Source organism: Ammoniphilus sp. CFH 90114 (assembly GCF_004123195.1).
Lineage (GTDB): Bacteria > Bacillota > Bacilli > Aneurinibacillales > RAOX-1 > YIM-78166.
Genome location: NZ_SDLI01000003.1, coordinates 212,233 through 231,823, shown reverse-complemented (window position 1 = coordinate 231,823; position 19,591 = coordinate 212,233). Strand labels below are relative to the sequence as shown.

Genomic DNA, 19,591 nt, shown 5'->3' with positions numbered 1-19,591 from the left:
ATTAGTGATTAATCGCGTTATTCTTGTGGGAAGATTAACCAAGGACCCTGAGTTGAGATATACGCCATCTGGAGTTGCTGTAACTACCTTTACAATAGCAGTAGACAAGCAGTTTAAGAATGCCCAAGGGGAAAGGGAAGCTGATTTTATCAGTGTAGTTGCCTGGAGGCAAACCGCAGAATTGTGCGCACAGTACCTGAAGAAGGGATCTCAAACTGGTGTTGACGGTCGCTTACAAAGCCGATCTTATGATAATAAGGAAGGTAAGCGTGTTTATGTAACGGAAGTAGTTGCAGAGAATGTTCAATTCTTGTCTCCAGCTGGAGAAAGAAGAGAAGGCGGCGGAAGTGGATACTCAAGCCCACCGGCATCTAACCAAGGAAGAGGATACGGCGGATATGATCGCTCGGATGACCCCTTTGCTAATGAAAGTAAGACTGTAGATATCTCTGACGATGATTTGCCGTTTTAATAAAAGCCTAAAGAAGGAGGGATAAGCATGGCAGCCCCAAGAGGAAAACGTGGTAAGCGCCGTAAGGTGTGTTACTTCACAGTAAACAAGATCGCTAAGATCGATTACAAGGATATTGATACGCTAAAGAAATTCGTTAGCGAGCGTGGGAAGATCCTTCCTCGCCGTGTAACTGGAACTTCTGCGAAGTATCAGCGTCAGTTAACTAGAGCGATCAAGCGTGCTCGTCAAATCGCTTTGTTACCATACACAACTGAATCTTAAGAGAAAAAAAGGGGGCACTTGGTGTCCCTTTTTTTCATATTATTCAAGGAGCGGATGTCTTTTGCAAAGTAATGTTCGTTCGATGTTAGAAGGAGCCTTGATTAGTGGTATCTTCTTAGTTTTAATGTTTACAACGATCTACACTCCATTAGGCATTATCACGGCAATGGCCTTGCCTGTTCCTTTCACCATCTATGCAGCAAGACATGATTTGAAGAAGTCACTATTAGTGGTTGTTGCGAGCGGTTTATTAACAATTTTTATTGGTGCACTACCGTCCATCTTTAGTGCATTGTTTGCAGGGATGATAGGGGTTATGATGGGCGTGCTCTATCGACAAAACAAGAGTGCTTTCCATGTGTTTATTGGAGGTACCCTGGCTAGTCTAGTTTTCTTACTTGGAAGCTTGGTGGTAAGTTATTATTTTCTTAATATTAACCCTGTAACGACAATCCAAGAGATGATGAATCAGTCGATCGAGATGAGTCGTTCCATTATGGAACAAATCGGTCCAGCGGATCAGAAGCAAGTCGATATGCTTACGGATATGGTAGCGATGATTGGAAAAATGGTTCCCATGCTTTTGATTCTGGGTTCCGCTCAATTTGCTATTATTAATCATTGGTTTTCTCGTAAAGTGTTGCAGAGATTAGGGACCACAGTACCTGCTTTTCCTCCGTTCAGAGATTGGAGATGGCCTAAGTCGATCATGTACTACTACTTAGCTGTTTTGGTAGCTTCTATGATTATAGGCCCTCAAGGTGGAGACTTCTCACAAACCATTCTACTGAACATTAAACCAATATTAGATATCATGATGATTATTCAGGGGTTAAGCTTCCTGTTCTTCTTTTCTCATAAAAAAGGTTGGGGAAAAGGAATTCCTATCTTAGCGGTGGTCTTGGTATTTATTTTTCCACCATTCCCTTTTATACTAGTATTAATGGGAATACTTGACCTAGGAATCGATCTGCGGAAGCAGTCGAGCAAATAATAAGGAGCTGAATCTATGCAGAAGTTCCTCCTGAAGCGTTGGCATGGATTACATATGATAATATCCTTCATCATTAGTATTATTCTTGTAGGGGTATTATCTTTCTATAACTGGGCAGCTGCCATTATCGGATTGTTATCACTAGCAGGCTTGGCATTCTTCATTTATAAGGCGGAGCAAGCATTTCGCCAGGACTTGCAGAGCTATATCCAGACATTGAGCCACCGAGTGAAGAAAGCGGGAGACGAAGTTCTGACAGAGATGCCCATTGGAATCCTATTATATAGTGAGGACAAGAAAATCGAATGGTTTAATCCCTATATGGTTGGGATAACAGGGAAAGAGTTGCTCGCAGGGCAGAACTTGCTCGATGTGATTCCTCAGATGGCCGAATTGACTCCCGGAAAAAAACAAATAGAAATTACCAATAATAAGCGAATTTATGAGGTCCTTGTTCGTCCAGAAGAACGTCTTCTCTATTTTAAGGATGTCACGGAGTTTCGGGAATTGCATCTTCGATATAATGAAGAAAAAATTGTTTTTGCGATTATTCACTTAGATAATCTAGATGAAGTATCTCAAGTGATGGATGATCAGAGCCGAAGCTTAATGATGGCGAATGTAACAGGTGCTATTAATGAATGGGCTCAGAAACATCAAATTTATATTAGACGATTTGCTTCTGATAAATTTTTAGGCATACTTGACGAAGCCACTCTTCAACAATTACTAGATACTCGTTTTGAAATATTGGATGTTGTAAGAGAAATGACAGCGAAGAATAAGATTCCAATTACCTTAAGTATTGGTATTGGTGCAGGAGATCTTGATTATCCGAAACTCGGTGAGATGGCCCAGTCTAGCCTAGATATTGCTTTAGGACGCGGTGGAGACCAGGCTGCTGTCAAGCAAGGGGATAAGATGACATTCTACGGCGGCAAGTCGAATGCTGTGGAGAAGAGAACAAGAGTAAGAGCGAGAGTGATATCTCATGCTCTGCGTGACTTGATCTTAGAAAGTGAAAGAGTATTAGTGATGGGTCATAAGTTTCCGGATATGGATGCGATTGGAGCATCCATTGGGGTGCTTAAGGCCGTACTAGCCAATGAGAGAAAAGGGTTTATTGTCCTCGATAAAGTGAATCCTTCGATTGATCGGCTGATGGCTGCTGTTGAAGAGCATGAATATCTTGCAGATTACTTTATCACACCAGAGCAAGCGATTGGGATGGCCAATAACCGAACCTTAATTGTATTGGTAGATACTCACCGACCTTCTATGGCTATTGAACCAAAGCTATTACAGATGTCCAACCGGGTTATGGTCATTGATCATCACCGACGTTCCGAGGAGTTTGTTGAAGATCCTGTACTTGTCTATATTGAACCTTATGCCTCGTCGACTTGTGAGTTAGTAACAGAGCTTCTCCAATATCAGAGTGATAAGCTTAATATGGACAGCTTGGAAGCTACGGCGTTGCTTTCAGGAATGGTGGTGGATACGAAGAGTTTTGCTTTTCGTACGGGTGCAAGGACTTTTGAGGCGGCATCTTTCCTTCGTCGTAATGGAGCTGAGCCTGCGATCGTACAACGATTGTTGAAGGAAGACTTAAACCAGTATATAAAACGCTCAGAGATCGTTCAGAATACCGAGATTCTCTACGACATCTTCGCTATCTCCATTGGAAAACCAGATGAATCGTACACGCAAGTGTTAATTGCCCAAGCGGCAGATACCCTGTTGACAATGTCAGGCATACAGGCCTCCTTCGTTGTATGTAAGCGTCCTGATAACATGATTGCCATCAGTGCTCGATCCTTAGGTGATATCAACGTACAGATGATCATGGAGCAGATGGGAGGAGGAGGGCATCTAACGAATGCCGCAACCCAAGTGAAAGAGATGTCTATTGATGAAGCCGTTAAGAAATTAAGAGGTATCATTAAGAAATATCATGAAGAGGGGAGTGCAAAATAATGAAAGTCATTTTGCAAAAAGATGTAAAAGGCCAAGGAAAAAAAGGTCAGATGGTTGAGGTATCAGAAGGATATGCTCGTAATTTTCTTTTCCCTAAAAGTTTAGCTGTTGAGGCAACCGGCGGGAATGTAAAGACTTATGAACAACGTCAAAAGAGTGCGGATAAGAAGAAAGAGGAAGAAAAGGCACAAGCTGAGGTCTTTGCAAAGGAACTAGAACATGTTACGATTACAATTCCAGCAAAGACAGGTGAGGGCGGCCGCCTATTCGGAGCCGTCTCCACAAAGCAAATTGCTGATGCCTTGAAGAAGGCTAAGCTAGATATTGATAAACGTAAATTACTATTGGATGAACCGATTAAGACTCTAGGATACACGAAGGTTCCTGTGAAATTGCATCCAGATGTAACGGGGACTCTGAATATTCACGTCGTAGAAGAAAAATAATCGATATTACTAGCGAGGTGAGTACTGTGAGCGATATCCTTGCTGATCGAACTCCGCCCCATAATATTGAGGCTGAACAAGCCGTATTAGGGGCTATTTTTTTGGAGCACGAAGCCTTAGTATCAGCCAGTGAGATATTGACACCTAATGATTTTTATCGTCCGTCTCATCAACGAATATATCAAGTGATGGTAGAACTGGGCGAACGGGGGGAACCTGTAGACCTTGTGACGGTCACCGCAGCCTTAGAGAACAAGAAACAGCTAGAGGATGTTGGGGGAGTTACGTACTTAACGGACCTAGCTAATTCCGTACCAACCGCTGCGAATATTGGATATTACTGCCGAATCATTGAGCAGAAGGCTGTACTTCGCCAATTGATTCGAACAGCGACGAAGATCGTAACAGATGGCTATAACCAATCGGAAGACCTTGGTGATTTGCTTTCAGATGCAGAAAAGAACATCATGCAAATCTCGCAGAAACGGTCTAAGGGTGGTTTTCAACATATTCGTAATGTCCTTATGGAAGCTTACGAACGTATTGAGATGCTCTCAACGAAAAAAGGAGAGATCACAGGAATTCCAACAGGATACCCGGATTTAGATAAGATGACCGCAGGTTTACACCGAAGTGACCTCATTATTCTAGCTGCCCGTCCGGCGGTGGGGAAAACCGCCTTCGCCCTTAACGTGGCACAGAATATCGCGACTCGAGCGGGTGAGAGTGTTGCGGTTTTTAGCTTAGAGATGGGTGCTGCGCAGTTGGTTATGCGTATGATTTGTGCTGAGGGTAATATTGATGCAGGGAAGATACGAACGGGGTATCTAGAAGAAGAGGACTGGCGCAAGTTAACGATGTCGATCGGAACCTTATCTAAGGCGCCTATCTTTATTGATGATACACCAGGGGTTACTGCTGCTGATATTCGTTCCAAGTGCCGCCGTTTAGTACAAGAGCAAGGAAGCCTTGGTTTAGTTCTTATTGATTATCTTCAGTTGATTTCAGGAAAAGCCGGCGGGGACAATCGTCAGCAGGAAGTATCCGAGATCTCCCGTACACTTAAACTCATGGCGCGTGAATTAAACTGCCCTGTTATCGCTCTGTCACAGCTTAGCCGTGCGGTAGAGCAACGTCAAGACAAGCGTCCGATGCTATCGGATATTCGTGAATCCGGGGCAATTGAGCAGGATGCGGATATTGTAGCGTTCTTGTATCGTGAGGATTATTACGATAAGGAAACAGAAGAAAAGAACATTATTGAAGTCATTATCGGTAAACACAGAGCAGGTCCAACAGGAACAGTGAAACTAGCATTTCTTAAGGAATTTAATAAGTTCGTGAGTTTAGATCAATCGCATCAAGAGCATTAGGAAATAGGCGGTATACCCCCGCCTATTTTTTTATGATAAATCGAGAAATATTTGGAAGGAACATCTAAGTTTAGTGGCTAGGTGTAGAAAAGTAAAAAGAAGCAAAACCTATAGATAAGTGAATTTTAGACGAACAAATAAATTTTAGTTTTTAAAAATGTTCGTGTTTTCATTGACATGATCAATCATCGGTTGTAAACTAGGTATGTTTGTTATTTGAGTAGGAGGTGTCGAGAGAATGTCATCTGTAGTTGTTGTAGGTACCCAATGGGGAGATGAAGGAAAAGGTAAGATCACCGACTATTTGGCGGAAAAAGCGGAAGTAGTGGCTCGTTATCAAGGTGGAAACAATGCTGGACATACGATTGTATTTAACGGGAAAAAATATAAATTACATCTCATCCCGTCTGGGATTTTTTATAACGATAAGATTTGTGTTATTGGAAACGGAATGGTCGTTGATCCGAAGGCCTTAGTTCAAGAACTTGAGTATTTACATAGTCATGATGTGAAAACAGATAATTTGCGTATTAGTGATCGTGCTCATGTTATTTTGCCCTACCACTTGAAGTTGGACCGAGTGGAAGAGACAAGTAAGGGAGCAAATAAGATCGGTACAACTGGAAAAGGTATTGGACCGGCTTATATGGACAAGGCAGCTCGTATTGGGATCCGTATGGCTGATTTAATGGATCGAGATGAGTTTGAGAAGAAATTAAGAAGAAACTTAGAAGAAAAGAACCGCATCTTAGAAAAAGTATATGAAACCGAGGGATTTGAAGCAGAAGCTATTATGGAAGAATACCTAGCTGTTGCTGATATTATCCGTCCTTATGTTACAGATACTTCTGTTGTATTGAACGATGCGATTGATGCAGGGAAACGTGTATTATTTGAAGGGGCCCAAGGGGTTATGCTTGACATTGACCAAGGAACCTATCCATTTGTAACTTCTTCTAATCCGGTAGCAGGTGGAGTAACCATTGGTTCTGGTGTAGGACCTACAAAGATTCATCAAGTTGTTGGAGTAGCTAAAGCTTACACCAGTCGTGTGGGAGATGGCCCATTCCCAACCGAGCTGCATGATGAGATCGGTCATCATATCCGTGAAGTAGGGAAAGAGTATGGAACGACTACGGGTCGCCCTAGACGTGTAGGATGGTTTGACAGTGTGGTTGTTCGTCATGCTCGTCGGGTGAGTGGAATCACTGGTCTATCCTTGAACTCCATTGATGTTCTAACAGGAATCCCAACTCTAAGAATTTGTACGGCATACAGCTATAAAGGACAAACCATAGACTCTTATCCAGCTAATCTGAACATGTTAGCTGAGTGTGAGCCAGTATATGAAGAGCTTCCAGGTTGGACAGAAGATATCACAGGATGCAAGACATTAGATGAACTACCAGAGAACGCACGTCATTATATTGAGCGCATCAGTTCTTTAACCGGTATTCCTATCGCGATCTTCTCAGTAGGACCAGGACGTGAACAAACGAACGTAGTCAAAAGTGTATACGGTCTTTAAGCCATAAGTAGAATGAAAGAAGGATATCACATGATCATGCGATATCCTTCTTTTTTTATTAAATATTACCGCCATATTGCTTGATAATTTGTTCTGCTTGATCAGCTTGGTTGTCTGGAACGACAGCTGTTAATAATACTCCCTGATTGACCTCAGGCATCATGCCATCGCCATCAGACATTCCACTAGCTCCAGGGCTTGCAGCGGCAAGAATGGCGGCAGATTCATTGGAGAAGTCAGCATCCAGCGTCATGTGAGCAAGTCCAGGAATATTTCCTGTAATGGGATTCATTCGCTGTTCAACACCTTCACCAGGAATTGGACTAATCGTATCGACTTGAATCTCTTGAAAGCCTGCGTTTTTTAATGCTTTTTCTGCCTCTTGTGCATCATCAATGGATACAAACCCAGCAAGTAAATTTCTCTCTTTCATGGTAGGATCCTCCTTGTTTATGTCGGTTTTTGTAGAAAAAATAGTGTAAAAAGAGAAAAATAGCTTGAACCGCTATACAACATTATGGTAACTTATTACTGTGTGAAAAAATGTCCAAAATATGTAGTCTTACCATAATGCTTTTCCCATATACATTTAAAGTCGCATCGGTCTATAGGAGGTTTGAATGGAACGGATACATAAAGCGAAGAATTGGATCCAGGATAAATGGAACCAAGGAGTCGCTTTAGTTAAGAAGAATAAAGGTAAAACAGCCATTGGATTAGTCACGGTTTCTTTATTTATTACAGGTACTGGTTTAGCTAACCATTATTATAATGCAAACTCCAAGACGTTATACCATGTCCTCGTGGATGGGCAAGAAATAGGATCAGTTGATCACCCGGATCTTGTCCAACAATTTATTGATAAGCAGATTGCTAGCCAGCAGTCGCTTCATGGACCTTTAAACATTGAAGTACAGAACCAAATTGAGTATGTAGAAGAAACACAGCGAAATGCGAGCGCAGCGAACGAAAGCACAATAAAAGCATTGCAAGATAAGATCGAGCTAAAGGTAACTGCCCAATCTTTAACCGTAGATGGTGAAGCTGTTGGATACACTGCCAACAAGGAACTTATGAACCAGATACTAGAGGAAATTAAGGATCAGTATGGACCGTTACCTGTAGCTCAAGATAAAGCGCAGACCGTCAACGCAGCAGGAGCAGCAAATGTAGAAGTGAAATTTAAGGAATCGGTTTCCATTGAGGAAAGCAGAATCAATCCCGATAAGATAATGACAAAAGAGGAACTAATGAGTCTTTTGGTTAAGGGTTCCGTCGAACAGATGATTCATACGGTCAAGCCCGGGGATTGTATTAGTTGTATTGCAGGACAGTATGGCATCACCTCACAAGATATCTATCGCAATAATCCAGGTATAACGGAAGATACGCTGTTGCAACTTGGGCAAGATATCATCGTTACAGCGGCAAGACCTAAGCTGACTGTACAAACCATTGAGGAAAAAGAAGTCGAGGAAGTAATCCATTATAAGATTGAAGCTCAGACTACGGAGACGATGTTCCGTGGCGAGCAGAAAGTGATCCAAGAAGGAAAAGAAGGCCGAAAGCGTGTTACCTATCAGATTATACGTGAGAACGGTGTCCAAACCGAGAAAAAGATCATGGAAGAAGTGATTCTGGCCGAAGCGGTTAATAAAATCATACAAAAAGGATCGAAAGTTAAGCCTAATCGTGGAGATGGGAAGTTCACCTGGCCAACCCATGGTGGGAGAATTACTAGTGGGTTCGGACCAAGATGGGGAAGAACGCACAAAGGTCTAGATATTGCCGGAGTGAGCAATCGCGGTATTAAGGCCTCCGATAATGGAAAAGTCGTACAAGCGGGATGGAACGGCAACTATGGGAAATCTGTCATTATCGACCACGGCAATGGCTATAAGACTTTGTATGGTCACCTAAGTTCAGTGAGTGTATCTGTCGGTGATGTCGTGCAAAAGGGAGACAAGATTGGAGTCATGGGTTCGACGGGCGAATCGACCGGTACCCATCTTCATTTCGAAATCATCAAGAATGGATCAAATACGAACCCAATGAGATATTTTCGCGGGTAACTTTTCGGTAGCAGAATACTGCTACCGTTTTTTTCTGCCAAAAACTCTTCCTATCCATGGTATCATAGAAGGAAGGAAACGAGTGGAGGTATAGGCGTAGTGGCTAAATTAATTTTAGTTGTTGACGATGAACGACCGATTGCCGATATTTTGAAGTTTACATTGGAGAAAGAAGGGTACCAAGTACACTGTGCCTATGATGGTGATGAAGCTATTAGCTTAGCGAGGGAGCTAGATCCCGATTTGGTTCTATTGGATATTATGCTTCCTAAAAAAGATGGGATGGAAGTCTGCAAAATGATTCGTAAAGAACAAAACATGCCCATCATTATGCTAACGGCAAAGGATTCGGAAATAGATAAGGTGCTTGGTCTTGAACTAGGAGCGGATGATTACGTCACGAAGCCATTTGGAACACGTGAACTGCTAGCAAGGGTAAAAGCGCATCTCAGAAGAGCAGAAGGAGCCACAACGAAGGAGAAGGGAACCGATCATATTCTACAATTAGGTTCCTTGGAAATTGACCCCGTATCCTATATCGTGAAGAAGGAAGGTCAGCCGGTGGAACTAACGCAGAGAGAATTTACCCTCTTGCATTATCTTGCCATTCACTCCGAGCAGGTTCTAACCCGAGATCATTTGCTGCAATCGGTTTGGGGTTATGATTATTATGGGGATGCACGTACGGTTGATGTGACCATTAGACGATTGAGAGAAAAAATTGAGGACGATCCAAGTAATCCAAATTATATTATGACGCGCAGAGGATTGGGTTATGTTTTTAAGCACGAGGCTTAAAGAACGATGAGGTTTAAGTTCTTTAAATCTGTCCAATGGAAAGTCGTAGTCATCTATCTCTTATTAATCTTGGTGGCTATGCAGGTTATCGGGGCTTACTTCATCCGTGAAGTGGAGAACTATTATATTAATAATTTTACAGAAACGCTTCATACCCAATCTAATCTATTGGCTGTCAACCTTCAACGGTACTTAGACGTTGATTTAGAAAACCCGCAGGAAGATCAGGAAGAGAGTCGGATGGGGGATATCAACTATTTGGTTAATAACCTACTAGCCGTTCGAGATACAGATGTTCAAGTCATTGATCGCAACGGGGTGGTATTGACTACAACCGAAGAAGATAAAGCGATCATTGGGCAAAAGAACACCCGTGAAGAAATCAACTTAGCTCTATTGGGTACCCGATATGAGGATACTCAGATCCAACCTCAGAATGGTCACCGCGTTCGGGTATTAACCATTCCTATTAAAAGTGGCGTACGAACCATTGGAGCTCTATACATGGTATCTTCCATGGAAGACATGTATGAAACGATGAGGAGAATTAACGGCATCTTATTAACGGCCACCGTCATTTCCTTAATGATGACAGGTAGTTTAGGAATTCTGCTTGCTCGCACGATTACGAGCCCTGTAAAAGAAATTACGAGACAAGCAGCGGCTATGGCGGAAGGAGACTTTAACCGTCGAGTCAAGGTATATAGTAATGACGAAATCGGGCAACTAGCAGAAGCCTTTAACTATCTGACGAAAAGATTGCATGAAGCCCTTGCTCAAAATGAAGAAGAAAAGCAAAAGTTATCTTCCATCCTCTCTAACATGAGTGATGGGGTCATTGCTACGGATAAGGAAGGTCGAGTGATCCTCATTAACGCAAGAGCCCGCGAAATGCTATCCGTACATGAGGAAGAGGTACTTGGAACAACCATTTACGATGTGCTTCAGCTACCTCAAGACGAAGACGATATTCTCATATTGTTTAAGGGAATGGGTTCCGTCTTAGTACTACCTCCAGGAAATGAGGAAAGAAGGATCTTAAGAGCTACTTTTCGCCAGTTAAAGAAGGATGAACAGACGAGCAAAGGAATCATTGCTGTGCTTCAAGATGTAACGGAACAGGAGCTGTTAGAGAAGCAGCGTAAAGAATTTGTTGCCAATGTATCGCATGAGTTAAGAACTCCACTAACCACCTTGAAGAGTTATCTGGAGGCACTCGAGGACGGAGCTATACATGATGAAGAAGTCGCTCCTCGGTTTGTCCATGTAACGTTAAATGAGACAGATCGGATGATTCGACTGGTCAATGACTTATTGCAATTATCGCGTCTAGATTCAAAAAAATCGATCCTGAAGAAGCGAGAAATGGAAGTCCAAGTGCTGATTCATCAGGCATTAGAGCGTTTTTCCGTCCAGTTTCAGCAGAAAGGTCTTCAGGTCGAAAAAAATCTAGAAGAGTCTTTACCATCCGTTTATGGTGATCCAGATAGTCTCACTCAGGTCATGGATAACTTGCTCTCTAACGCCGTAAAATACTCCTTTCCAGATACCCGTCTTTCCATTCGCGCTTATATCAGGCAAGAAGAGGCGATGATGGCTGTGGAGATTTTGGATGTTGGAGTAGGCATACCGAAAAGAGATCTCTCCCAAATTTTTGAGAGGTTCTATCGTGTAGACAAGGCACGTTCGCGGGAGATGGGGGGGACGGGACTCGGACTGTCTATTGCCCGAGAAATTATCCGGGCTCATAAAGGAGACATCTTCATTGAAAGTGAAGTGAATCAAGGAACGAAGGTGACCTTTACCCTTCCTTTAGCTGCCTCTTCTAAGGAAGGCCAATCGATCTTAAGGATGGAGGATCAGCATGTGGGTTGATAAAGGGAAGACGATTCTGCTTAATTTCCTTGTCCTGACGAGTTTGATCTTATCTTGGCTGCTTGTAAACAGCCAGCCTAAATATGAATATTTACATCCTGCGGAATATGTAGAACCTCTTCCTGTTGGAGACAGGAAGGAGCTGAGTCAGTTAATAAAACCCCAATCTATTATTCTTCATTACGGCAATGATAGATATACAGGCGTCATTAATGATTCCATTCATTATCGGATCATTACAAAAGAGATGGAGAAATGGTATTTCTATAACTTTAATTCCGTAGAGTTATCGCCAGAGCAATGGACAGAAATCGTTCAGAACAAGAAAGCCATGGAAATCGTTTATGCAACTTCGATCCCAATGGAGATGATGGGAGAGATGTTTACCTTTCGTGGAAAAGTCAACACCTTGCTTCCTTCAGCTAAGCGGATCTTAATTTATGTTGATGATTCGGAGAAAGAAGCTTATGCCCTCTTTATGGATCGAGATGGAAAACGACTGGTTCAAGCTCGCACAACCATTACCCCAAGAGACTTAGAACAATTCTACTTATCATTAGGAAATACTTTAACAGAGATGATGGTATTGTCCTCTGAGGTAGAGAATGATAGATCCCTCATTTATTTACCTAAGGTAGAATTGATGATGAAAGAGTTTCGGTACTTCTACCAACCGATTCCGGTACCTGAGATTCTCCAAACTCTTTTTGTAGATCCATCGGTAACCCGGCAGGTTACCGAAAGAAATGGAACCACGATTTACACGGATGGAAGTAAAGCTGTACAGTTTCCACCTGGATTTCAATTCATTCACTTTTATGATCCGTTGGCAGAGTCGCTCGGTTCATCTTCAAGAGAAAGCCATTATCATAGTGTGATTAATTTTATTAATGAGCATGGGGGGTGGAATGGCGTTTATATGTTGGAAGAGGTAAAGAAACCTCATAACCAAGAAGAGGAAACGTATTTATTCCGCCAGTATGTAGGTGCCTATCCCGTTTATGCAGGTAAAAAAGAAACTTTCGGAGTGATTGAGGTAGTCGCCAATCAATCTTTTATCGTAGAATATCACCGATCGTTATTAAATTTAGATACTTATTTTGACCATAAAGATGTGATGGTGATGTCAGGAGAAGAAATTTTAAGTAAGCTGAGTGAATTGGATATCCCTCTGGCTCAAGTGGAAGATCTGTATTTAGGTTATCAAGCACGAGTAAATGATCATCATCTTATGCTTACGCCAAAATGGATTGTCAAAATGGAAGGTGAGCATCCTTTAATCGTGGATGCTAGGTCGGAGAAAAAGGAGGGAGCGGATGGATTGGAGAAGAGCCAAGACGTTGCTGATCCTAGCGTTCCTAATTCTAGATAGTTTTTTATTTTACCAATTTTGGACGAGCCGTAGTCACGATCTAGAAGTAGGGCAGCAAAACATGGGAACTTCCTCTAGCTTACAGGATGTGCTAAAAGCAAAGAATATTCAGCTCGCCATTGAACCGCCGACAGATATGCCAGAGATGCATTATCTGAATGTCCGTTACGAAAATTTTGAGATGAGACTAGTCAGTAAACTTCCCAATCAGAATTCAAGATGGGAGGGGCATGTTTTCGAGTCCCGTTTTATTCGTAACTTGCCTTCCCCGCTGACCATGATGAAGAGTGAAGTCCAGAAGACGTTCTCCGAGCATATTTTGTACTTCGAAGATTACAAAGTGGATTCTATGGTTCAATATCCAGAGAAACTCGTTTATTTTCAGCAATGGGAGGGCTATCCATTATTTGGGGCGACGTTAGAACTAAATCATAACGACCAAAAAGTCATGGGGTATCGACAGGCGTATTTTCAAGTTGTCAATAAAGGATCAGGGAAAAAAGTGATATCTTCCTTAACCGCTTTACGAACTCTGATAGAAAATGGCATGATAGCCTATGGGGAAACGGTTCATGCCATTGAGCTTGGATACTTCGGCCATACGTATGATGCGGAAATACAAGTTATTGCACCTGTTTGGCGGATTGTCCATGGAACCAATCAAGTGCATTATATTAATGCAATTACGGGAGTAATGGAGAAGACACCTTCTCTCCAGAAAAAAGAATAGAGCAAGAAAAACGGAGGGAAACCAATGCGGTTTAGTGTATTAGCTAGCGGAAGTACCGGAAATTCAGTTGTAGTGGAAACGGATCAAACGAAAATATTAATCGATGCGGGCTTAAGCGGCAAGCAACTAGAGAACCAATTGCAAACAGTAGGAGTGGACCCGCGCAGCTTAGACGCGATTCTCGTCACGCATGAGCATGCTGATCATATTAAGGGAGTAGGGGTATTAGCTAGAAGATATAAGCTACCGGTTTATACCCACGAAAAAACATGGGATCAGCTTGATTCATTAATTGGAGAAATTCCTGAAGAGCAGAAGTGCCTGTTTGATGAAGGGGAAGTCAAGCATTTTGCAGATTTGACAGTTGAAAGCTTTGGTATCTCACATGATGCGGCTTTTCCTATGGGATTTTGCTTTTTTGAGGGAGAGAAAAAATTGACTTTAGCTACCGATACCGGTTATGTGAGTCAAAGAATGAAAGAGAAGATTGTAGGTTCACAGGCGTACATTTTTGAATCCAATCATGATGTGGAAATGCTAAGAATGGGACATTATCCTTGGAATATTAAGCGTAGAATCTTAAGTGATGTAGGCCACTTATCCAATGAAGATGCAGCAGAGGCCCTCTCTGATATTCTTCAAGGGACAGGAGAGAGAGTGTACCTCTCCCATCTGAGTAAAGATAATAATATGACAGAGCTAGCTCGACTGACGGTGAAAAATATACTAGAAGAAAACGGTTTTGATACGGAGGACGAAGTAAAGCTACTGGATACTTCTCCAACCATACCGACAACAATGGATGAAATTTAATTCAAGTCTCTCACAGAAGTTGGAGATTGAGGAGTGAGCATGTCTAAAGTCAAATCCACTTCAAGCTCTTGAGCTTTACGAAGAATCTCTTGACGGGATAGAATCCCTTTTTCTACTAAAAGTTCTACTAGAGCCGTGACAACTAAAGTATTCTTATAATCTACTTCTTTTAAATCAGCAATTTGAGAAATGATCTTCACATCATCATAAGGATTAAAGCTACGTCCCATGGGTTTAAGCCCCTCCCTAAACAGTTATACTTATAGAGTAGCCTAATAACTAGTTTTATATACCTTCCTTGTGAAAGGAGTGAAACGAATGGGAGACTATAATATGGATGATTATTACCAGCGTCCTCGCAAAAAACGATATGGCCCCTTTTCCATGCTGTTTATGTCTATCGTGTCTTCCGTTATTGGCGGAGTTGTCGTGTTGTATATGTTGCCCTTCCTCTTAGAATCTGGTTATGTAACGATACAACTTCCTACTGTACCTACGAATATTCCAGCTTCATCTTCTTCACCACAGCCAGCTGCCATTCATTCACCCGTAATTCAACAAACCATTCAGGCAAAGGTGGAAACCGATACGGTTAAAGCGGTGAGCCAAGTAGAGAAGTCCGTTGTAGGAATCGTCAATATACAAGAGATGAGAGATTTCTGGACGAGGAGCACCCAAGCCGTCGAAAGAGGTACAGGATCTGGTGTGATCTTTGCGAAAAAGGATGGGAAAGGTCTTATCGTGACCAACTATCATGTGATTCGGGGAGCTGTCGACGTCGAAGTATCTCTTGCGAACGGAGCCCGAGTTAAGGGGCATGTCCTAGGAGTTGATCCTTTAACCGACTTAGCGGTTCTTGAAATTCCAGGGGATCAGGTAGAATCCATAGCAGAGTTCGGGACTTCCTCACACTTGCAAGTAGGAGAACCTGCCATTGCGATTGGAAACCCCCTGGGTTTGCACTTTTCTCGAACCGTCACCCAAGGGATTATTAGCTCGTTAGAACGAAGTATGCCCATAGATGTCAATGAAGATGGGCAACCAGACTGGCAACTAGATGTCATTCAAACCGATGCAGCGATTAATCCCGGAAATAGTGGGGGAGCTTTAATTAATATGACAGGAAAAGTGATCGGAATTAACAGCTTGAAGATCTCCCAGGCCGGAATAGAGGGAATAGGGTTTGCTATTCCGATTGATGATGCCAGGCCCATTATTGAAGATCTTTTACAGTATGGAAAAGTAAAGAGACCTTATCTTGGAATCGTCCCTCGAGATTTAAGAGAGATCCCAAGTCATCACCTGCAAAACACGTTGAAGCTTCCCGCTCAAGTCACTAATGGAGTCGTTGTTATGGAAGTAGTGCGTGGGAAAACAGAGCTTCAGACGCATGATGTTATTGTGGCATTAGATGATCAATCTATTACAGATTCTGCTGAAATGCGAAAATACCTCTATACGAAAAAAGCCGATGGGGATAAAGTAAAGGTAAGTTTATACCGGAATGGTCAACTGACTTCAAGCGTGATTACACTTTACTATGAATAGGAGGAGAGCAGAGCCCGTAAGGAAAGCAGGAGCTCTGCTCTTTTATGTCGTCCTAATGTCCTAGAAATACAATTTGTCGTCAATACTAGAAAAAAAGCAGAAAGATAAAGGAGCCATGTACTATGTTTGTATGTTGCAAGGAGCATGTTGAAATCGCGATTGATGATTTTGTAGACGAATATGAAGATGCACCAGATATCTATAAATTAAAGGAAACCTCATTTACAGCTTGGAGCGTGCCAGCACGTTGTGATTTTTGTGATCGGGAACCGGTATTTCTCGTGGTGTAAGAGAATATCCACATGTGGGAAAATGCAGAAAACACCAATATATACACGAAGGTTGTGTATATGTGGATAACTTCTGTGGATAAATACATTTTTTCTGAGGATAAAGGAGTAAAACATGCAAATTTCAATCGTATCTGTGGGTAAGTTGAAAGAGAAATATTTGAAAATGGGAATTGATGAGTACGCAAAAAGATTAACTCCCTATGCAAAGCTTCAGCTCATCGAAGTCCCTGATGAGAAAGCACCAGAAAATCTAAGTGATGCCGAGATGCTGCAGGTGAAAGAGAAAGAGGGAGAAAGAATTCTAGCCCACCTCAAACAAGACACTCATGTCATTGCCATGGCTATTGAAGGTGAGATGTGGTCTTCAGAAAAACTAGCTAGTCAATTGGATCAGCTTGCAACCTATGGAAAAAGCTCCATTGCCTTTATTATAGGAGGATCCTTAGGATTATCCTCATCCGTCCTCCAAAGGGCCAATCAGCAGATTTCTCTCTCCAAGATGACATTTCCCCACCAATTGGTTCGGTTAATTCTATTGGAACAGATTTATCGCGGGTTTAAGATTAATAGGGGTGAACCGTACCATAAGTAAATGAGGTTTTTTGTAGTTTCAGTTTTCTAGAAAGGAACCTTTATCATAAATTCGGAAAAATGACTTTACTTTTTCATTTCAATATCTTTAATTATTATTTAAAATTATTCTATATATTATTTGTCTTTGTTGGGGGGGGGGTGTAAATAAGTGGAGGATTTTAGAAAAGCCCTAGATGAGTCAGTTAAAACATGGGCCAAACTGAGTGAAGAGTGGGAGAAGATTGAATCTAATAAATCGGACTATTTATCGCATGGGTATCCTTTTGATAAAGATTTTAGAGAGATATTGCATGATTTGATTGAGTGGAGAGAAAAGGTAAAAACAAACCTTCCTTAAAATTAGGCAAAGAGAGCAGTGATTATCTGCTCTCTTTGTTTTATTTTAGACTAGTGCTCTACCGTCAGTACCTTTGGATATTCTCGCATCTTCATCAGAGGTCAAACCATCATGTTCAATTTCAATTACAGCTAAAAATCCCTGTGTTATAGGATAGTTAGCTTTTGCCCATACATCAAAATAAGGGCTTAATTCTCTGAAATTACCGACTCGATCTGTTAGGTATTCGTACATTTCACGACTAGGAAGAATTAAAACTCCTCCTACAAGTACCCCGTTAATGATGCCTGTCATGATTTTGTTAAGTGCGCGATGAGAAGAGGCAATGTTGCCAGTTTCCCACTCGACTGCGAAAAACTTGCTTCCAACAGGGTGAACAGCATCAATTGGACCTGGTTTAGTGTTAGTAACACCTACGTCTAACCTATGCTCCAAGATCCAACCTTTAGCATTTAGCTGATGTAAGAAGGTATCTTTTATTGGCTTAACACCATTTGCCTTTTTTCCTTCGAAGAGTAGAAAATTTCCTGAATCGGAGGGATGTACCATTAAGGATATCGCCTCTTTAACTTGCGCCATGAGTTCATTTACTTCCGATTGCTGGTCTCCGACATTAATTAACTCAACTACTTGTTTCATTTTCATATATGTTTCTCCTCCTCGTTTGTGATCCTGATGGTAATAAATTGAATCAGGATCAGATGAATTTATTCTAAAATAATCGGGATCTCATGTCAATAAAAAGTTAAATAATGTGATCCTGATTTAACATAAAGGTAATTGATATTTTATTACATTAACTTAAATTAATAATAATGCTAAAATAGCATGTGGAGGTAAAGATCATGGAAAACAATAAACTATTTTCAACTTTAAATATAAATAATGATACTGAGTTGAAAGCCTTTGCCAGAAGATGTAACTTAACTGTTAAAAGGTTAAGATTCTATGCTGAAGAGCAAATTCTCCCTTCTGGAGATGATTTACAGCGAATTTTGGTGGAAAGTGGTTTAACTGAACTTCAATTTAAATTAAAAATGGGAGTCCTTGATTCAAGGATTCTTGAACTAATCGGGGAAAAATACGAAGAGATAGCTCAGTTAATAAACGAGGTAAATAATAATAATCAATTAAATGATAACGTGGAAATGGAACCAAATTTTTATACAGATTTAGGACAACTTTATCAAACTGACTGTTTACGGTTAATTGAATCCTTACCTAATGAATCGGTGGATCTAATTTTTGCAGATCCTCCATTTAATCTTAATAAAATGTATGAATCAGGCATTAATGATAAGTTAACTAAAGAAGAATACCTGAGATGGACTGAAAAATGGGTCTTGGGTTGTGTAAAACTGTTAAAAGAAGGAGGTTCCTTTTTCATCTGGAATATCCCAAAATGGAACACATTTACTTCAGAAATATTGAACAAACATCTAAACTTTAGAAATTGGATTGCTGTTGATGTAAAAAATAGTTTACCTATACAAAACAGATTATATCCGTCACATTACTCACTTTTATACTATGTAAAAGGAGAAAGACCAAACGCGTATAATGCTCAGCGTTTACCACTGGAAGTCTGTAGGCATTGTGGAGGAGACTACCGTGATTACGGCGGTTATAAGGATAGAATGAATGTTAATGGAGTTAATCTTACAGACGTTTGGTATGATATTTCTCCAGTGAGACATGGAAAGTATAAAACTAGGGGGAGTAATGAGCTTTCTCTAAAACTCCTTGAACGCATAATAAGTTTTGCAAGCAATGAAGGAGATACCGTGTTTGATCCGTTTGGGGGAAGTGGAACAACATATATTGTAAGTGAGATATTGAGACGGAATTGGATAGGTTCCGAAATAGGTCCCATAGACTCAATTATAAGAAGATTTGATGATATTCAATTCCATCAAGAAGTAATTAACAATATTCAATCAAATAAAAATGTATTATTTAATGATAATACAAGACATTTACGGATAATGAACAATCATTGGTTGCCAGAAACTTTAGGTAATAATAACTAGAAAATGATCCTCTAAGATAAGAAGCTCAAATCAAGGGAATAACTGTTCCCCCTATAAATGAGTAATCTAAAGGCT

Annotated in this window: 21 protein-coding genes; 18 read left to right on the top strand and 3 right to left on the bottom strand. The window is 41.1% G+C overall.

Translation table 11 applies throughout. The annotated features are described in order from the left end of the window. Positions 1-4: 4 nt before the first annotated feature. The 7 genes from ssb (at position 5) to EIZ39_RS08730 (ending at position 7,054) form a co-directional block, all read left to right on the top strand. Complete coding sequence (ssb, locus tag EIZ39_RS08760; protein WP_129199562.1) at positions 5-472, top strand: single-stranded DNA-binding protein; 468 nt, start codon at positions 5-7, stop codon at positions 470-472. 27 nt (positions 473-499) lie between these two features. Then, positions 500-736, top strand: a complete 237-nt coding sequence (gene rpsR, locus EIZ39_RS08755; RefSeq protein WP_129199561.1) for a 30S ribosomal protein S18 — start codon at positions 500-502, stop codon at positions 734-736. A gap of 61 nt (positions 737-797) precedes the next feature. Next, the gene (locus EIZ39_RS08750; RefSeq protein ID WP_129199560.1) at positions 798-1,730 is read left to right on the top strand and encodes a YybS family protein; all 933 of its coding nucleotides are present in this window, start codon (positions 798-800) and stop codon (positions 1,728-1,730) included. A gap of 15 nt (positions 1,731-1,745) precedes the next feature. Further along, a complete protein-coding gene (locus EIZ39_RS08745) occupies positions 1,746-3,707 on the top strand; it encodes a DHH family phosphoesterase (RefSeq protein WP_129199559.1) in 1,962 nt (653 codons plus the stop codon). Further along, positions 3,707-4,153 (top strand): 50S ribosomal protein L9, encoded by a 447-nt coding sequence (gene rplI, locus EIZ39_RS08740; RefSeq protein ID WP_129199558.1) that lies wholly within the window; start codon positions 3,707-3,709, stop codon positions 4,151-4,153. The genes EIZ39_RS08745 and rplI overlap by 1 nt, the downstream gene beginning before the upstream one ends. A 26-nt stretch (positions 4,154-4,179) precedes the next feature. Next, the gene (dnaB, locus tag EIZ39_RS08735) at positions 4,180-5,526 is read left to right on the top strand and encodes a replicative DNA helicase (RefSeq protein ID WP_129199826.1); all 1,347 of its coding nucleotides are present in this window, start codon (positions 4,180-4,182) and stop codon (positions 5,524-5,526) included. Positions 5,527-5,764: 238 nt separating this feature from the next. Continuing rightward, complete coding sequence (locus tag EIZ39_RS08730; RefSeq protein WP_129199557.1) at positions 5,765-7,054, top strand: adenylosuccinate synthase; 1,290 nt, start codon at positions 5,765-5,767, stop codon at positions 7,052-7,054. Between the two features lie 58 nt (positions 7,055-7,112). On the opposite strand, the gene EIZ39_RS08725 is transcribed toward EIZ39_RS08730, so the two are convergent. Next, entirely contained in the window at positions 7,113-7,487 is a 375-nt protein-coding gene (locus EIZ39_RS08725) for a hypothetical protein (RefSeq protein WP_129199556.1), read from the bottom strand. A 187-nt stretch (positions 7,488-7,674) separates the two neighbouring features. Between EIZ39_RS08725 and EIZ39_RS08720 the strand changes: the two genes are divergently transcribed. The 6 genes from EIZ39_RS08720 to EIZ39_RS08695 all read left to right on the top strand — a co-directional run bounded on the left by EIZ39_RS08720 (position 7,675) and on the right by EIZ39_RS08695 (position 14,714). Further along, positions 7,675-9,126, top strand: a complete 1,452-nt coding sequence (locus tag EIZ39_RS08720; RefSeq protein WP_129199555.1) for a M23 family metallopeptidase — start codon at positions 7,675-7,677, stop codon at positions 9,124-9,126. Between the two features lie 99 nt (positions 9,127-9,225). Continuing rightward, a complete protein-coding gene (gene yycF / locus EIZ39_RS08715; protein WP_129199554.1) occupies positions 9,226-9,924 on the top strand; it encodes a response regulator YycF in 699 nt (232 codons plus the stop codon). Positions 9,925-9,930: 6 nt separating this feature from the next. Further along, a complete protein-coding gene (walK, locus tag EIZ39_RS08710; protein WP_129199553.1) occupies positions 9,931-11,799 on the top strand; it encodes a cell wall metabolism sensor histidine kinase WalK in 1,869 nt (622 codons plus the stop codon). Next, positions 11,789-13,171 carry a YycH family regulatory protein gene (locus tag EIZ39_RS08705; protein ID WP_129199552.1) on the top strand — a complete coding sequence of 461 codons (1,383 nt, stop codon included), beginning with the start codon at positions 11,789-11,791 and terminating at the stop codon, positions 13,169-13,171. The genes walK and EIZ39_RS08705 overlap by 11 nt, the downstream gene beginning before the upstream one ends. Further along, positions 13,116-13,901, top strand: a complete 786-nt coding sequence (locus EIZ39_RS08700; protein WP_164984976.1) for a two-component system regulatory protein YycI — start codon at positions 13,116-13,118, stop codon at positions 13,899-13,901. The genes EIZ39_RS08705 and EIZ39_RS08700 overlap by 56 nt, the downstream gene beginning before the upstream one ends. Before the next feature lie 24 nt (positions 13,902-13,925). Then, positions 13,926-14,714, top strand: coding sequence for an MBL fold metallo-hydrolase (locus EIZ39_RS08695; protein ID WP_129199550.1), 789 nt, complete (start codon positions 13,926-13,928; stop codon positions 14,712-14,714). On the opposite strand, the gene EIZ39_RS08690 is transcribed toward EIZ39_RS08695, so the two are convergent. Beyond that, positions 14,711-14,944, bottom strand: a complete 234-nt coding sequence (locus tag EIZ39_RS08690; protein ID WP_129199549.1) for a hypothetical protein — start codon at positions 14,942-14,944, stop codon at positions 14,711-14,713. The two genes, EIZ39_RS08695 and EIZ39_RS08690, sit on opposite strands and share 4 nt — an antisense overlap. Before the next feature lie 88 nt (positions 14,945-15,032). Here EIZ39_RS08690 and EIZ39_RS08685 point away from each other — a divergent pair, with 88 nt between their 5' ends. From EIZ39_RS08685 to EIZ39_RS08670, 4 genes are all read left to right on the top strand, one after another. After that, positions 15,033-16,262: a S1C family serine protease gene (locus tag EIZ39_RS08685; protein WP_129199547.1), complete on the top strand. Its 1,230-nt coding sequence runs from the start codon at positions 15,033-15,035 to the stop codon at positions 16,260-16,262. Positions 16,263-16,384: 122 nt separating this feature from the next. After that, positions 16,385-16,552 carry a CxxH/CxxC protein gene (locus EIZ39_RS08680; protein WP_129199545.1) on the top strand — a complete coding sequence of 56 codons (168 nt, stop codon included), beginning with the start codon at positions 16,385-16,387 and terminating at the stop codon, positions 16,550-16,552. Positions 16,553-16,667: 115 nt separating this feature from the next. After that, positions 16,668-17,147 (top strand): 23S rRNA (pseudouridine(1915)-N(3))-methyltransferase RlmH, encoded by a 480-nt coding sequence (gene rlmH, locus EIZ39_RS08675; protein ID WP_129199543.1) that lies wholly within the window; start codon positions 16,668-16,670, stop codon positions 17,145-17,147. A gap of 150 nt (positions 17,148-17,297) precedes the next feature. Further along, the gene (locus tag EIZ39_RS08670) at positions 17,298-17,486 is read left to right on the top strand and encodes a hypothetical protein (protein WP_129199541.1); all 189 of its coding nucleotides are present in this window, start codon (positions 17,298-17,300) and stop codon (positions 17,484-17,486) included. Between the two features lie 45 nt (positions 17,487-17,531). Here EIZ39_RS08670 and EIZ39_RS08665 read toward each other — a convergent pair whose 3' ends face one another. Then, a complete protein-coding gene (locus EIZ39_RS08665) occupies positions 17,532-18,131 on the bottom strand; it encodes a BglII/BstYI family type II restriction endonuclease (RefSeq protein ID WP_129199539.1) in 600 nt (199 codons plus the stop codon). Positions 18,132-18,331: 200 nt separating this feature from the next. Here EIZ39_RS08665 and EIZ39_RS08660 point away from each other — a divergent pair, with 200 nt between their 5' ends. Then, positions 18,332-19,516, top strand: coding sequence for a DNA-methyltransferase (locus EIZ39_RS08660; protein WP_129199537.1), 1,185 nt, complete (start codon positions 18,332-18,334; stop codon positions 19,514-19,516). Positions 19,517-19,591 lie beyond the last annotated feature (75 nt).